This window comes from Pseudomonas brassicae (genome assembly GCF_010671725.1).
Classification (GTDB): Bacteria; Pseudomonadota; Gammaproteobacteria; order Pseudomonadales; family Pseudomonadaceae; genus Aquipseudomonas; species Aquipseudomonas brassicae.
On record NZ_JAAHBU010000055.1, the window covers coordinates 25,637 to 40,555 of the forward strand.

Below are 14,919 nucleotides of genomic sequence, written 5' to 3' on the forward strand. Positions count from 1 at the left end.
TCACGAGAGTCGGACGAGGGCCGCCAGGGCCCTACGCTTAGTTGCCGCTGGAGTTCAGCGCTTCGGTCAGTGCAGCTTCGACTTCACTGGCGCTAACACGCAACGGCTTGTCTGCATCACGGCGACGCTTGCGCTCGCTGTGGTAGGCCAGACCGGTACCGGCCGGGATCAGACGACCCACGACCACGTTTTCTTTCAGGCCGCGCAGGTAGTCGCGCTTGCCGGTTACCGCCGCCTCGGTCAGTACACGGGTGGTTTCCTGGAAGGAAGCCGCCGAGATGAACGACTCGGTGGACAGCGAGGCCTTGGTGATACCCAGCAGTACGCGAGTGAACTTGGAGACGAACTTGTCGTCTGCGCCGAGGCGCTCGTTCTCTACCAGTACGTGGGTCAGTTCCATCTGGTCGCCCTTGATGAAGCTGGAATCACCCGACTCGGCAATCTCGACCTTGCGCAGCATCTGACGCAGGATGGTTTCGATGTGCTTGTCGTTGATCTTCACGCCTTGCAGGCGGTAAACGTCCTGGATCTCGTTGACGATGTACTTGGCCAGCGCGCTCACACCCAGCAGACGCAGGATGTCGTGCGGATCGCTCGGGCCGTCGGAGATAACTTCGCCGCGGTTCACTTGTTCGCCTTCGAAGACGTTCAGGTGACGCCACTTCGGAATCAGCTCCTCGTACGGATCGCTGCCATCGTTCGGGGTAATGACCAGACGGCGTTTGCCCTTGGTCTCTTTACCGAAGGCGATGGTACCGCTGACTTCCGCCAGAATCGAAGCTTCTTTCGGACGACGGGCTTCAAACAGGTCGGCAACACGCGGCAGACCACCGGTGATGTCACGGGTCTTCGAGGTTTCTTGCGGGATACGCGCGATAACGTCACCGACACCGATCTGCGAACCGTCAGCCACACCCACAAGGGCGTTTGCCGGCAGGAAATACTGAGCCGGTACGTCAGTACCTGGCAGCAGCAGATCCTTGCCATTGGCGTCGACCATCTTGATTGCAGGGCGAATTTCCTTGCCTGCAGCCGGACGGTCTTTGGCGTCCAGAACTTCGATGTTGGTCAGGCCGGTCAATTCGTCGGTCTGACGCTTGATCGTGATGCCTTCTTCCATGCCCACGAAGGTCACGGTACCTTTCATTTCGGTAACGATCGGGTGGGTGTGCGGGTCCCACTTGGCAACGATGGCGCCAGCGTCGACCTTGTCGCCTTCCTTCACCGAAATCACGGCGCCGTAAGGCAGCTTGTAACGCTCACGCTCACGGCCGAACTCGTCGGCAATCGCCAACTCACCGGAACGCGATACGGCAACCAGGTTGCCGTCGGCACGCTCAACCTGCTTGAGGTTGTGCAGACGTACCATACCGCCGTTCTTCACCTGGACGCTGTCGGCAGCCGAGGTCCGGCTTGCAGCACCACCGATGTGGAACGTACGCATGGTCAGCTGGGTACCTGGCTCACCGATCGACTGTGCAGCGATAACGCCGACAGCTTCACCGATGTTGACCTGATGACCACGAGCCAGGTCGCGACCGTAGCACTTGGCGCAGATGCCGTAGCGGGTTTCGCAGCTGATCGGCGAACGCACGATCACTTCGTCGATGCTGTTCAGCTCGATGAACTCGACCCACTTCTCGTCGACCAGGGTACCGGCCGGCACGATGACATCGTCGGTGCCTGGCTTGAACACGTCACGGGCGATTACACGGCCCAGCACGCGCTCACCCAGCGGCTCTACAACGTCGCCGCCTTCGATGTGCGGCGTCATCAGCAGGCCCTGCTCGGTACCGCAATCGATCTCGGTAACCACCAGGTCCTGCGCCACGTCTACCAGACGACGGGTCAGGTAACCGGAGTTGGCGGTTTTCAGCGCGGTATCCGCAAGACCCTTACGCGCACCGTGAGTCGAGATGAAGTACTGGAGTACGCTCAGACCTTCACGGAAGTTCGCGGTGATCGGCGTCTCGATGATCGAGCCGTCCGGCTTGGCCATCAGGCCACGCATACCGGCTAGCTGACGGATCTGAGCTGCCGAGCCCCGGGCACCGGAGTCAGCCATCATGTACATCGAGTTGAAGGACTCTTGCTCGACTTCGACGCCATTGCGGTCGATGACCTTCTCTTTCGAGAGGTTGGCCATCATCGCCTTGGACACTTCGTCGTTCGCCTTGGACCACAAGTCGATGACCTTGTTGTACTTCTCGCCCTGGGTTACCAGGCCGGAGGCGTACTGGCTCTCGATCTCTTTCACTTCGTCGGTGGCAGAACCGATGATGCGGGCTTTTTCATCCGGGATAACGAAGTCGTTAACACCGATGGAAACGCCGGAGATGGTCGAGTAGGCAAAACCGGTGTACATCAGCTGGTCAGCGAAGATAACGGTCTCTTTCAGGCCAACCACGCGATAGCACTGGTTGATCAGCTTGGAGATCGCCTTCTTCTTCATCGGTTGGTTGACCACGTCGTAGGACAGACCTGGCGGTACAACCTGGAACAGCAGCGCACGGCCGACGGTGGTGTCGACGATACGGGTGTTCTTGACGCTGCCACCATCACGATCATTGACGGTTTCGTTGATACGAACCTTGATCTTGGCGTGCAGGGCAGCCTCGCCGGCGCGGAATACGCGGTCGACTTCCTGCAGGTCGGCGAAGATGCGGCCTTCGCCCTTGGCGTTGATGGCTTCGCGGGTCATGTAGTACAGACCCAGTACAACGTCCTGCGACGGAACGATGATTGGCTCACCGTTGGCCGGCGACAGGATGTTGTTGGTCGACATCATCAGCGCGCGCGCTTCGAGCTGGGCTTCCAGCGTCAGCGGCACGTGCACGGCCATCTGGTCACCGTCGAAGTCGGCGTTGTACGCAGCACACACCAGCGGGTGCAGCTGGATGGCCTTGCCTTCGATCAGTACCGGTTCAAACGCCTGGATACCCAGACGGTGAAGGGTCGGTGCACGGTTGAGCAGCACGGGGTGTTCGCGAATCACTTCGGCGAGAACGTCCCACACCTCTGGCAGCTCGCGCTCGACCATCTTCTTGGCAGCCTTGATGGTGGTCGCCAGACCACGCATTTCCAGCTTGCCGAAAATGAACGGCTTGAACAGCTCGAGGGCCATCTTCTTCGGCAGACCGCACTGGTGCAGACGCAGAGTCGGACCTACGGTAATTACCGAACGGCCGGAGTAGTCAACGCGCTTACCGAGCAAGTTCTGACGGAAGCGACCTTGCTTACCCTTGATCATGTCGGCCAGGGATTTCAGAGGACGCTTGTTCGAGCCAGTGATGGCGCGGCCACGACGGCCGTTGTCGAGCAGTGCGTCGACCGCTTCCTGCAGCATGCGCTTTTCGTTGCGCACGATGATGTCCGGCGCGGACAGGTCGAGCAGGCGTTTCAGACGGTTGTTACGGTTGATCACCCGACGATACAGGTCGTTCAGGTCGGAGGTCGCGAAACGACCGCCATCCAGCGGAACCAATGGACGCAGGTCTGGCGGCAGTACCGGCAGAACGGTCAGGACCATCCACTCAGGCAGGTTGCCCGAGCCCTGGAAGGCTTCCATCAGCTTCAGACGCTTGGACAGCTTCTTGATCTTGGTTTCCGAGTTGGTCTGCGGAATCTCTTCGCGCAGGCGACCGATCTCGTGCTCCAGGTCGATAGCGTGCAGCAGTTCGCGGACAGCCTCGGCACCCATGCGGGCGTCGAAGTCATCGCCGAACTCTTCCAGCGCTTCGAAGTACTGCTCATCGTTCAGCAGCTGACCTTTTTCAAGGGTGGTCATGCCTGGATCGATAACGACATAGCTCTCGAAGTAGAGAACGCGCTCGATATCACGCAGGGTCATGTCCATCAGCAGGCCGATACGCGACGGCAGCGATTTCAGGAACCAGATGTGGGCAACCGGAGAGGCCAGTTCGATGTGCGCCATGCGCTCACGACGAACTTTTGCCAGGGCGACTTCAACGCCGCACTTCTCGCAGATCACACCACGGTGCTTCAGGCGCTTGTACTTGCCGCACAGGCACTCGTAGTCCTTGACTGGGCCAAAGATCTTGGCGCAGAACAGGCCGTCACGCTCAGGCTTGAACGTACGGTAGTTGATGGTTTCCGGCTTTTTTACTTCACCGAACGACCACGAACGGATCATCTCAGGCGAGGCCAATCCGATACGGATGGCGTCGAACTCTTCGACTTGACCCTGGTTTTTCAGCAAATTCAGTAGGTCTTTCAAGGCCTTTCCTCCTGGCGGAGCAGGGAGCGGGCTTTTCAGCCACGCTCCCGATTCGCGTCACGTGTTATTCGGTTTCCAGATCGATATCGATACCGAGCGAACGAATCTCTTTGATCAACACGTTGAAGGACTCGGGCATGCCCGGCTCCATACGGTGATCGCCGTCCACGATGTTCTTGTACATCTTGGTACGACCGTTCACATCGTCCGACTTCACTGTGAGCATTTCTTGCAGGGTGTATGCCGCGCCGTATGCTTCCAGCGCCCACACTTCCATCTCCCCGAAACGCTGACCACCGAACTGCGCCTTACCACCCAGCGGCTGCTGAGTAACGAGGCTGTAAGAACCAGTGGAACGCGCGTGCATCTTGTCGTCCACCAAGTGGTTCAGCTTGAGCATGTACATGTAACCAACGGTCACTGGACGCTCGAACTTGTTACCGGTACGACCGTCGAACAGCTGCATCTGACCGCTTTCTGGCATGTCTGCCAGTTTCAGCATGGCCTTGATTTCGCTTTCCTTGGCACCGTCGAAGACTGGAGTGGCCATTGGCACACCGCCTTTGAGGTTCTTCGCCAGGTCCAGGATTTCCTGGTCGGTGAAGTCTTCAAGGCTTTCCTGACGGCCACCGATCTCGTTGTAGATCTCGGTGAGGAACTTGCGCAGTTCGATGACCTTGCGCTGCTCTTCGAGCATGCGGTTGATCTTCTCGCCCAGGCCCTTGGCCGCCAGGCCCAGGTGGGTTTCGAGGATCTGACCGACGTTCATACGCGACGGTACACCCAGCGGGTTGAGAACCACGTCCACCGGCGTACCGTTGGCGTCGTGCGGCATGTCTTCGACCGGCATGATCACGGAGACCACACCTTTGTTACCGTGACGACCGGCCATCTTGTCGCCCGGCTGGATGCGACGACGGATTGCCAGGTAGACCTTGACGATCTTCAGTACGCCCGGTGCCAGGTCATCGCCCTGCTGCAGCTTGCGCTTCTTGTCTTCGAACTTGTCGTCGAGCAGGCGGCGACGATCAACGATGTAGGCCTGGGCCTTCTCGAGCTGCTCGTTCAGCGCGTCTTCGGCCATGCGCAGTTTGAACCACTGACCGTGCTCCAGACCGTCCAGAACTTCGTTGGAGATGACCGAGCCCTTCTTGAGGCCGGCACCACCTTCGACGATCTGACCGTTCAGGGCGCTACGCAGACGTTCGAAGGTCGCGCCTTCAACGATGCGGAACTCTTCGTTCAGGTCCTTGCGGATCTCGTCCAGCTGCATCTTCTCGATGGACAGCGCACGGCTGTCGCGCTCGACGCCATCACGGGTGAAGACCTGTACGTCGATGACGGTACCCTTGGTGCCGGTAGGCACGCGCAGGGAGGTGTCTTTGACGTCGCTGGCCTTCTCACCGAAGATCGCGCGCAGCAGTTTTTCTTCTGGCGTCAGTTGGGTCTCGCCTTTTGGCGTGACCTTGCCGACCAGAATATCGCCAGCGCCAACTTCAGCACCAACGTAGACGATACCGGCTTCATCCAGCTTGTTCAGCGCAGCTTCACCAACGTTCGGAATGTCCGCGGTGATCTCTTCTGGGCCAAGCTTGGTGTCACGAGCCACGCAGGTCAGTTCCTGGATGTGGATCGTGGTGAAGCGGTCTTCCTGAACCACACGCTCGGACAGGCAGATGGAGTCTTCGAAGTTGAAGCCGTTCCACGCCATGAACGCGATGCGCATGTTCTGACCCAGTGCCAGCTCACCCATATCGGTGGACGGACCGTCGGCCATGATGTCGCTACGCTGAACCACGTCACCCTTGCTCACCAGCGGACGCTGGTTGATGCAGGTGTTCTGGTTGGAGCGGGTGTACTTGGTCAGGTTGTAGATGTCGACACCAGCTTCGCCGGTTTCAACTTCATCATCAGCAACACGAACCACGATACGGCTGGCATCGACCGAGTCGATAACGCCGCCACGACGGGCCACGACGCAAACGCCGGAGTCACGCGCAACGTTGCGCTCCATGCCGGTACCTACCAGCGGCTTGTCGGCACGCAGGTCGGTACGGCCTGACGCTGCATGTTCGAACCCATCAACGCACGGTTGGCGTCGTCGTGCTCGAGGAACGGAATCAGCGACGCAGCCACCGAAACTACCTGCTTCGGCGAAACGTCCATCAAGGTGACGTCTTCTGGCGCCTTGACGGTGAATTCGTTCAGGTGACGGACCGCTACCAGTTCGTCGATCAGGTGCTTCTTCTCGTCCATCGTGGCCGAAGCCTGGGCGATGACGTGATCAGCCTCTTCGATCGCCGACAGGAACACGATGTCGTCGGTGACCACACCCTCTTTCACCACGCGGTACGGGCTCTCGAGGAAGCCGTACTGGTTGGTGCGGGCATAAGCTGCCAGGGAGTTGATCAGACCGATGTTCGGACCTTCAGGGGTCTCGATCGGGCACACGCGGCCGTAGTGGGTCGGGTGCACGTCACGCACTTCGAAGCCAGCACGCTCACGGGTCAGACCGCCAGGGCCGAGTGCAGAGACACGACGCTTGTGGGTGATCTCGGAGAGCGGGTTGTTCTGGTCCATGAACTGGGACAGCTGGCTCGAACCGAAGAACTCCTTCACCGCCGCCGCAACCGGCTTGGCGTTGATCAGGTCCTGCGGCATCAGGCCTTCGCTTTCAGCCATCGACAGACGCTCTTTGACCGCGCGCTCTACACGCACCAGGCCAACGCGGAACTGGTTCTCGGCCATCTCGCCGACACAACGCACGCGACGGTTACCCAGGTGGTCGATGTCATCGACGATGCCTTTGCCGTTACGGATGTCGACCAGGGTCTTGAGGACCTCGACGATGTCTTCCTTGCTCAGCACGCCCGAACCTTCGATCTCGGTGCGACCGATACGACGGTTGAACTTCATGCGGCCAACGGCCGACAGGTCGTAACGCTCGGCGCTGAAGAACAGGTTGTTGAACAGGGTCTCTGCGGCATCCTTGGTTGGCGGCTCGCCAGGACGCATCATGCGATAGATCTCGACCAGCGCTTCCAGTTGGTTGCTGGTGGAGTCGATCTTCAGGGTGTCCGAAATGAACGGACCGCAATCGATGTCGTTGGTGTACAGGGTCTCGATGCGAACGACCTGAGCCTTGGAGATCTTCACCAGTGCTTCGGTGGTCAGCTCGGTGTTGCATTCGGCCAGGATTTCGCCGGTCGCCGGGTGCACGATCGCCTTGGCGGTAGTGCGGCCCAGGACATACTCCAACGGCACGTCCAGCGACTTGACGCCGGATTTTTCCAGCTGGTTGATGTGGCGAGCGGTAATACGACGACCCTGCTCGACAATCACCTTGCCGGTTTCATCATGGATATCCATGACCGCGATTTCACCGCGCAGGCGCTGAGGCACCAGCTCCAGGCTGAGCGCTTCGCCCTGCACGTGGAATACGTTGGTGGTGTAGAACGCGTTCAGCACTTCTTCGGTGGTGTAGCCCAGCGCGCGCAGCAGTACCGAGGCCGGCAGCTTGCGACGACGGTCGATACGGACGAATACACAGTCTTTCGGATCGAATTCGAAGTCGAGCCACGAACCACGGTAAGGAATGATCCGCGCCGAGTACAGCAGCTTGCCCGAGCTGTGAGTCTTGCCACGGTCGTGGTCGAAGAACACACCCGGCGAACGGTGCAGCTGGGAAACGATAACACGCTCGGTACCGTTGATTACGAAGGTACCGTTTTCAGTCATCAGGGGGATTTCACCCATGTAGACTTCTTGCTCTTTGATGTCCTTGATCGCTTTGTTCGACGATTCTTTGTCGAAAATGATCAGGCGGACTTTTACCCGCAGCGGTACCGCGTAGGTCACGCCGCGCAATACGCATTCTTTGACATCAAAGGCCGGTTCGCCCAGACGATAGCCAACGTACTCCAGGGCAGCATTGCCGGAGTAGCTGATGATCGGGAAAACCGATTTGAAGGCCGCATGCAGGCCCACGTCGCGGAACTGATCTTTAGTCGCTCCCGCTTGCAAGAATTCACGATACGAATCCAGCTGGATGGCCAGGAGGTAAGGCACATCCATGACGTCCGGCAACTTGCTAAAGTCCTTGCGGATACGTTTTTTCTCAGTGTATGAGTAAGCCATCAGCGTTCCCCAGCTTGGTCACCTGCTTGTTTGGCTTCTCCCGACGGGAGCAGCCAGAAAATCGTGCAAACCCCATGGTTTGCGCACCGTCATCGGTGGTTACCGCTCGTCACCGGCGCCGACCTGATCGGCTGCCAATAACGGAAAAAGGCCGGTGGCAAGAGCCACCAGCCATCAGCCTTTCGCTTATCGCTCGGGCTGGAGACGCACAGTCGAAAGTTACTTAACTTCGACTTCAGCGCCTGCTTCGGTCAGGGTCGCTGCAGCTTTGTCAGCTGCGTCTTTAGCGACGCCTTCCAGGATCACCTGAGGAGCGGTGTCAACCTTCTCCTTGGCTTCTTTCAGGCCCAGACCGGTCAGTTCACGAACAGCCTTGATCACGTTTACTTTCTTCTCGCCAGCGGCTTTCAGAACAACGTTGAACTCGGTTTGTTCTTCAACAACGGCAGCGGCAGCAGCTGGGCCAGCAGCGGCAACAGCAGCGGTAACGCCGAAGGTTTCTTCCATTGCTTTGATCAGCTCAACAACTTCCAGAACGGTTTTCTGGCCGATTGCTTCGATGATTTGCTCGTTAGTCAGAGACATGACTTAAATCCTGTATTGGGGTGACAGCCTACGCAGCCATCAAATTAAACGTATGATTTTGAAAGGGCGTGCGGTGCCTTAGGCAGCAGCAGCTTCTTTCTGGTCGCGAACGGCTGCCAGAGTACGAGCCAGCTTGCTGGTCGCGCCTTGGATCACGCTCATCAGCTTCGCAATAGCCTCGTCGCGGGTCGGCAGAGAAGCCAACACGTCGATCTGGTTTGCGGCAAGGAACTTGCCGTCGAACGCAGCTGCCTTGATCTCGAACTTGCTCTGACCCTTGGCGAACTCAGCGAACAGACGAGCAGCAGCGCCCGGGTGTTCGTTGGAGAACGCAATCAGGGTAGGGCCGGTGAACACGTCGTTGAGAACACTGTATTCAGTGTCAGCAACAGCGCGCTTGAGCAGGGTGTTACGTACAACACGTACGTAAACGCCAGCTTCACGAGCCTCTTTACGGAGTCCGGTCATTGCGCCTACAGTCACGCCACGGGCATCAGCCACGACAGCAGACAGAGCGACTTTGGCAGCCTCGTTGACTTCAGCGACGATGGCCTTCTTGTCTTCGAGTTTAATTGCCACGGGTAAAACTCCTGCTTGTTACCGTTTCATCCAGCCGAGGCCGAATGTCGTTTTGGTGTCTGGCTCAGTGAAGAACCAGGGGCACCATCTGCGTAGGCTTGTGGTTTAAGACTTGCGTCGCCTACGGTCTTGGATAGCCCCCGCCAGGCAGGGACCCCAATTTTTTGCTGATGGGCGCAATTGCTTGCGCCCATCACAGCCTTACGCGTTCAGGGAACCTTGATCGATTACCAGACCTGGGCCCATGGTGGTGCTCAGGGTAACGCGCTTGACGTAGATACCTTTCGAGGAAGCTGGCTTGATACGCTTCAGATCAGCGATCAGGGCTTCAACGTTTTCCTTCAGCTTGCCGGCTTCGAAACCGATTTTGCCAACGGAGGTGTGGATGATGCCGTTTTTGTCGGTGCGATAACGAACCTGACCAGCCTTGGCATTTTTAACCGCAGTGGCTACGTCTGGAGTCACGGTACCAACTTTAGGGTTAGGCATCAGGCCGCGAGGACCCAGAACCTGACCCAGCTGACCTACAACACGCATTGCGTCCGGGGAAGCAATCACGACGTCATAATTCAGGTCGCCGCCTTTCATTTCGGCAGCCAGATCGTCCATACCTACACGGTCAGCGCCGGCAGCCAGAGCGGCCTCAGCAGCTGGACCCTGGGTGAACACGGCAACACGTACAGTCTTGCCAGTGCCGTGTGGCAGCACGGTAGCGCTACGAACGACCTGGTCGGATTTACGTGGATCAACGCCCAGGTTGACTGCTACGTCGAACGACTCGCTGAACTTCACGGTGGACAGTTCGGCCAGCAGTACTGCTGCGTCTTCGAAGTTGTAGACTTTGCCCGCTTCGATTTTCGAAGCGATAGCCTTTTGGCGCTTGGTCAGCTTAGCCATTACACACCCTCCACGTTGAGGCCCATGCTGCGAGCGGAGCCGGCGATGGTACGCACGGCCGCATCCAGGTCAGCAGCGGTCAGATCAGCAGTTTTGGTTTTTGCGATCTCTTCCAGCTGAGCACGGGTCACAGTACCGACTTTAACGGTGTTCGGACGCGCAGAACCGCTGGTCAGGCCAGCTGCTTTCTTCAGCAGAACCGAAGCTGGGGTGCTTTTGGTTTCGAAGGTGAAGCTACGGTCACTGTAAACAGTGATGATCACAGGAGTCGGCAGGCCGGCTTCTTGACCCTGAGTACGGGCGTTGAAGGCCTTGCAGAATTCCATGATGTTCACACCGTGTTGACCCAGTGCTGGGCCGACGGGTGGACTTGGGTTGGCCTGGCCGGCCTTTACTTGCAGCTTGATGTAAGCCTGAATCTTCTTAGCCATGAGCTACTCCAATATCGGGTACAAGCGCCATGAGGCTCCCCGGATTACTTGCGTTTTATCCCAGTGACGACAAAACCCCGCAGCACATAGGGCTGCGGGGTATGGGATGCGTCGTTCTGCTAGACCTTTTCGACCTGGCTGAACTCAAGCTCCACCGGGGTAGAGCGACCGAAAATGAGCACAGCTACCTGGAGCCGGCTCTTCTCGTAGTTAACTTCTTCGACGGTGCCGTTGAAATCTGCAAACGGACCATCGACAACACGAACCACTTCACCTGGCTCGAACAGTGTCTTCGGCTTCGGCTTGTCGCTGCCATCGGCAACGCGACGCAGAATGGCTTCGGCTTCCTTGTCTGTGATCGGTGCAGGCTTGTCTGCAGTACCACCAATGAAGCCCATGACGCGAGGAGTATCCTTGACCAAGTGCCAAGTCCCTTCGTTCATGTCCATCTGGACCAGCACGTAACCCGGGAAGAATTTACGCTCGCTTTTGCGCTTCTGGCCATTACGCATTTCCACCACTTCTTCAGTGGGGACCAGAATTTCGCCGAAGCCATCTTCCATGCCAGCCAGCTTTACGCGCTCGACCAGCGAGCGCATCACATGCTTCTCGTAACCGGAGTAAGCATGCACAACATACCAACGCTTAGCCACAGGACACCCTTAGCCAACAATCAAGGAAATCAACCAGCCGAGCAGGGAATCAAGACCCCACAACAGCAGCGCCATGACCAGGACAACAGCCACCACAATCAGGGTAGTCTGCATGGTCTCTTGGCGGGTTGGCCATACGACTTTACGAATCTCGGTGCGAGCTTCCTTTGCCAGCGCAAAGAACGACCTGCCCTTGCCGGTCTGCAGCGCAACAAAAGCAGCCACAGCAGCGAGAGCGAGGAGCGCAATAACGCGATACAGAATCGGTGAAGCGGAGTAATATTGATTTCCGACAACACCTACCACCACCAAAGCGACAACAGCCAGCCACTTGAGCAGATCAAAACGAGAGTCTTGGGCGTCAGACTTGGAGGTCATCTAGGAGGATCCTGTGAAAAGAAAGCCAGACACACAAGGTGAATCTGGCAGGTCAGGAGGGAATCGAACCCCCAACCTACGGTTTTGGAGACCGTCGCTCTGCCAATTGAGCTACTGACCTAAAAGCTTATCAGGCCGACCATTATGCCGAGCCGATTGAGATATATCAACTACTTATTCGACAAGCCTCGGCAGCCACACCTGCTGCCTGCGGCACGACAGCCCTACGCTCAACAAACGTGGACCACCTTCAGTCGCAATGACCTCAACACAAGCCGGCCATTAAAACAAAGGCAGATATTTTCATATCTGCCTTGTTAAATGGAGCTCTTGAGCGGATTTGAACCGCTGACCTCACCCTTACCAAGGGTGTGCTCTACCAACTGAGCTACAAGAGCGTAACACTATGCAAAAACAGCAAACCTGGAGCGGGTAGCGGGAATCGAACCCGCATCATCAGCTTGGAAGGCTGAGGTTCTACCACTAAACTATACCCGCGGAGCTTGCAGCTCTCGCTAAAACTGGTGGAGGGAGAAGGATTCGAACCTTCGAAGTCGTAGACGTCAGATTTACAGTCTGATCCCTTTGGCCGCTCGGGAACCCCTCCAATGTGGCCGGCATTTTCTACTTTTGCCGTCCTGCTGTCAAGCTTTTTCTCATTAAAATCTTGAGGTTAGCTAATTTGACAACTGCTTCACTGCGGATCCACCTAGTGGTCTTCGCTGTGGAGCGGGCGCCATTCTATGCAAACTATTCGATAGTTGCAACGCCTTCGCACAACATTATTTTATCTTTTAAGTCTTTGAAATCATGGGAAAGTCCTGACAACACCGCCTGGTCCAGCAAACGCCGGCTTTGCGGCGAAACCTGCAGCCACCAACCTGGGCTATCCGATAGCTTGCCAACCACCTTGCGCGCCCGTATATCCAGGCTGATCAGGCGCTGACGCAAGCTGTCGAGCATCTCGGGACTGGCAAGCCCCCCCACATAGAGACACTCGCGATCCTGCTCGACAGCCGCAGTGCGTGACTCGCTGAGCAGGCGAATGCCCTGCTGGCTGCCCTTGTAGAGCGATAACGACGTCACTTCCTTGGCCCGTAGTGGCGCCTCCTGCTGATGCCAGACGTAATAGACGACGTTCAGAACCAGCAACAATAGAAACAACCAGCGCATAAACACCTCAATCCAGCGGACATGCCATCGCCAGGCCAACGAACACCAGGTCAGGAACGATCCGGGCCTGGGGCACCACGTTTTGCACCAAGGCAGCGTCCCCGCCCGTGACGAACACGGTAAAGTCTTCGCCCCACAATGCCTGCGCTTGCTCAAGCTGCGTCAATACGAAGCCATGCAGCATCAGCGCACACCCTCTTTCGACAGCCTCAACCGTGGTACGCCCCGGCACAAGGCTCGACAAGGCTCGCTCTGCTGCCAGATCATCGTAGCGAATGCGCCGCGTATGCGTGCGCAGTTGATTACGCATCAACGGCATACCCGGGCAGATGAACCCGCCAAGATGCTCACCCGCGGCGCATACGTAGTCGGCGGTTACCGCAGTCCCCAGATCGATGACCAGGCACGCCCGCCTGGCCAGATGATAACCGCCCAGCAACGCAAGCCAGCGGTCCAGACCAAGCCGCTCGTAATCGTCATAGCCGTTGGTGACGCCCGCCAACGCCTTGGCCGGACGCGCGCTCACCACCGAAAGACCAAAAGCCTGGCTCAACGCTTGACCGAGCGAAGTCGTCTCCTCTTCCGTGCGCACACTGACCAGCCGACAACGACCAGGCACCGGCCCGCGGAGCCCACGCACTGCATCAATCAATGCCGAGACGGTATCTACGACCCCACCCCCGACAATGGAGGCGCCTTCGCTACGAATAACCCGCCATTTGATAAAGCTGTTACCGCAATCAAGCTCAAGAATCATCGCGCAACCTCAAACTGAGCTCACCACCGCTAAAGCTCTTCTCAACACCTTCGACCTCAAGACGCAGCGCCCCCTGGCGATCAATACCCAGCACAACGCCTTCTACGACGTTTACCCCGGCAATCAGCGAAACCGCGCGCCCCTGCCACAGATGCCCCTGCTCCCACTCCGCCTGCAACCCGGTAAACCCTTCGTGGCGATGGCGCTCCAGGTACGCCTGCAGGTTTTCGTTCAACTGAGCTACCAGCTGATTGCGGTCCACTTGACGGCCTGTCTCAAGCCTGACTGATGTCCAGGCTTGATCCACTTCATTATTGATCGACATGTTGACGTTGACACCGATACCGAGCACCACATGGCAAACATCGGCGGGATCGCCCACCAACTCCAGAAGAATACCGGCGATCTTGCGATTATTTACCAATACATCATTCGGCCACTTGAGGCCGGCGGCACTCACACCCGCAGCTCGCAAGGTCTGCATGACCGCCAGCCCGACGACCAGGCTGAGCCCTTCCAACTGGCGCATGCCACCCTCGATGCGCAGCACGAGACTGTAGTAGAGATTTTCTGCGAAAGGACTGGCCCAATTACGCCCGCGGCGACCGCGCCCAGCAGATTGCCGCTCGGCCAAGACCAGGAACGGTGCTTGCTGACCTCCGCTGACAGCCCGCAAGGCCTGCGCATTGGTGGAATCAATTTCATCGTAGATCAGCGTCGGCCAACCGGGTGTGGCGAGCCCCTGCTCAATGGCCTCGACGTCCAGCAGCGACAGCGGCGCCGCCAAACGGTAACCGCGACCGCGCACCTTGTGTACCGGCAGGTTCAACTCAGCCTCAAGATGCTGCAATTGCTTCCACACAGCACTGCGACTGACGCCCAGGGCAGCCCCTAGAGCCTCGCCAGAATGGAATCGACCATCCTTGAGGAGCTTCAACAACTTCAGCATGCCAATCTCGACTCACAATGAGGCAGGCATGATAGCTATGCGCTGAAGGATTGCATACCTGTGTTGCCCCCGTAAGCACACGAGCCTGGAACACAACGGTGCAACGCGAATGACGATAACGCCAAAAGACAAAACCCCTACCT

The 14,919-nt window shown here is 57.8% G+C and carries 10 protein-coding genes, 4 tRNA genes and 1 pseudogene; all 15 read right to left on the reverse strand.

Going from position 1 to position 14,919, the window contains the following annotated elements; genetic code table 11:
* Positions 1 to 37: 37 nt before the first annotated feature.
* A complete protein-coding gene (rpoC, locus tag G3436_RS05325) occupies positions 38 to 4,237 on the reverse strand; it encodes a DNA-directed RNA polymerase subunit beta' (RefSeq protein ID WP_163942100.1) in 4,200 nt (1,399 codons plus the stop codon).
* A 64-nt stretch (positions 4,238 to 4,301) separates the two neighbouring features.
* Positions 4,302 to 8,374 (reverse strand): annotated as a pseudogene (gene rpoB, locus G3436_RS05330) (DNA-directed RNA polymerase subunit beta).
* A gap of 219 nt (positions 8,375 to 8,593) precedes the next feature.
* Positions 8,594 to 8,959, reverse strand: coding sequence for a 50S ribosomal protein L7/L12 (rplL, locus tag G3436_RS05335; RefSeq protein ID WP_163942102.1), 366 nt, complete (start codon positions 8,957 to 8,959; stop codon positions 8,594 to 8,596).
* A gap of 78 nt (positions 8,960 to 9,037) precedes the next feature.
* Positions 9,038 to 9,538 carry a 50S ribosomal protein L10 gene (gene rplJ, locus G3436_RS05340; protein ID WP_163942105.1) on the reverse strand — a complete coding sequence of 167 codons (501 nt, stop codon included), beginning with the start codon at positions 9,536 to 9,538 and terminating at the stop codon, positions 9,038 to 9,040.
* Positions 9,539 to 9,739: 201 nt separating this feature from the next.
* The gene (gene rplA, locus G3436_RS05345; RefSeq protein ID WP_163942108.1) at positions 9,740 to 10,435 is read right to left on the reverse strand and encodes a 50S ribosomal protein L1; all 696 of its coding nucleotides are present in this window, start codon (positions 10,433 to 10,435) and stop codon (positions 9,740 to 9,742) included.
* On the reverse strand, positions 10,435 to 10,866 hold the full coding sequence (gene rplK, locus G3436_RS05350; RefSeq protein WP_163942111.1) for a 50S ribosomal protein L11: 432 nt from the start codon (positions 10,864 to 10,866) through the stop codon (positions 10,435 to 10,437). Before rplK ends, rplA begins: the two co-directional genes overlap by 1 nt.
* Before the next feature lie 119 nt (positions 10,867 to 10,985).
* The gene (gene nusG / locus G3436_RS05355) at positions 10,986 to 11,519 is read right to left on the reverse strand and encodes a transcription termination/antitermination protein NusG (RefSeq protein WP_163942114.1); all 534 of its coding nucleotides are present in this window, start codon (positions 11,517 to 11,519) and stop codon (positions 10,986 to 10,988) included.
* A gap of 9 nt (positions 11,520 to 11,528) precedes the next feature.
* Complete coding sequence (secE, locus tag G3436_RS05360; protein WP_163942116.1) at positions 11,529 to 11,897, reverse strand: preprotein translocase subunit SecE; 369 nt, start codon at positions 11,895 to 11,897, stop codon at positions 11,529 to 11,531.
* A 45-nt stretch (positions 11,898 to 11,942) separates the two neighbouring features.
* A tRNA-Trp gene (locus G3436_RS05365) sits at positions 11,943 to 12,018 on the reverse strand.
* 201 nt (positions 12,019 to 12,219) lie between these two features.
* Positions 12,220 to 12,295 (reverse strand) — tRNA-Thr (locus tag G3436_RS05370).
* 26 nt (positions 12,296 to 12,321) lie between these two features.
* Positions 12,322 to 12,395 (reverse strand) — tRNA-Gly (locus G3436_RS05375).
* 24 nt (positions 12,396 to 12,419) lie between these two features.
* Positions 12,420 to 12,504, reverse strand: a tRNA-Tyr gene (locus G3436_RS05380).
* A 143-nt stretch (positions 12,505 to 12,647) separates the two neighbouring features.
* The gene (locus G3436_RS05385; protein ID WP_163942121.1) at positions 12,648 to 13,070 is read right to left on the reverse strand and encodes a hypothetical protein; all 423 of its coding nucleotides are present in this window, start codon (positions 13,068 to 13,070) and stop codon (positions 12,648 to 12,650) included.
* Between the two features lie 7 nt (positions 13,071 to 13,077).
* Complete coding sequence (locus tag G3436_RS05390) at positions 13,078 to 13,827, reverse strand: pantothenate kinase (protein WP_163942123.1); 750 nt, start codon at positions 13,825 to 13,827, stop codon at positions 13,078 to 13,080.
* Positions 13,817 to 14,776 (reverse strand): bifunctional biotin--[acetyl-CoA-carboxylase] ligase/biotin operon repressor BirA, encoded by a 960-nt coding sequence (birA, locus tag G3436_RS05395; protein ID WP_163942126.1) that lies wholly within the window; start codon positions 14,774 to 14,776, stop codon positions 13,817 to 13,819. The genes G3436_RS05390 and birA overlap by 11 nt, the downstream gene beginning before the upstream one ends.
* Positions 14,777 to 14,919: the final 143 nt, after the last annotated feature.

Bases quoted from the DNA above. Each gene is read 5' to 3' on its own strand.
- rplK (WP_163942111.1), bottom strand. From the start codon at position 10,866: ATGGCTAAGAAGATTCAGGCTTACATCAAGCTGCAAGTAAAGGCCGGC.
- G3436_RS05390 (WP_163942123.1), bottom strand. From the start codon at position 13,827: ATGATTCTTGAGCTTGATTGCGGTAACAGCTTTATCAAATGGCGGGTT.
- G3436_RS05385 (WP_163942121.1), bottom strand. From the start codon at position 13,070: ATGCGCTGGTTGTTTCTATTGTTGCTGGTTCTGAACGTCGTCTATTAC.
- birA (WP_163942126.1), bottom strand. From the start codon at position 14,776: ATGCTGAAGTTGTTGAAGCTCCTCAAGGATGGTCGATTCCATTCTGGC.
- rplA (WP_163942108.1), bottom strand. From the start codon at position 10,435: ATGGCTAAGCTGACCAAGCGCCAAAAGGCTATCGCTTCGAAAATCGAA.
- rplL (WP_163942102.1), bottom strand. From the start codon at position 8,959: ATGTCTCTGACTAACGAGCAAATCATCGAAGCAATCGGCCAGAAAACC.
- secE (WP_163942116.1), bottom strand. From the start codon at position 11,897: ATGACCTCCAAGTCTGACGCCCAAGACTCTCGTTTTGATCTGCTCAAG.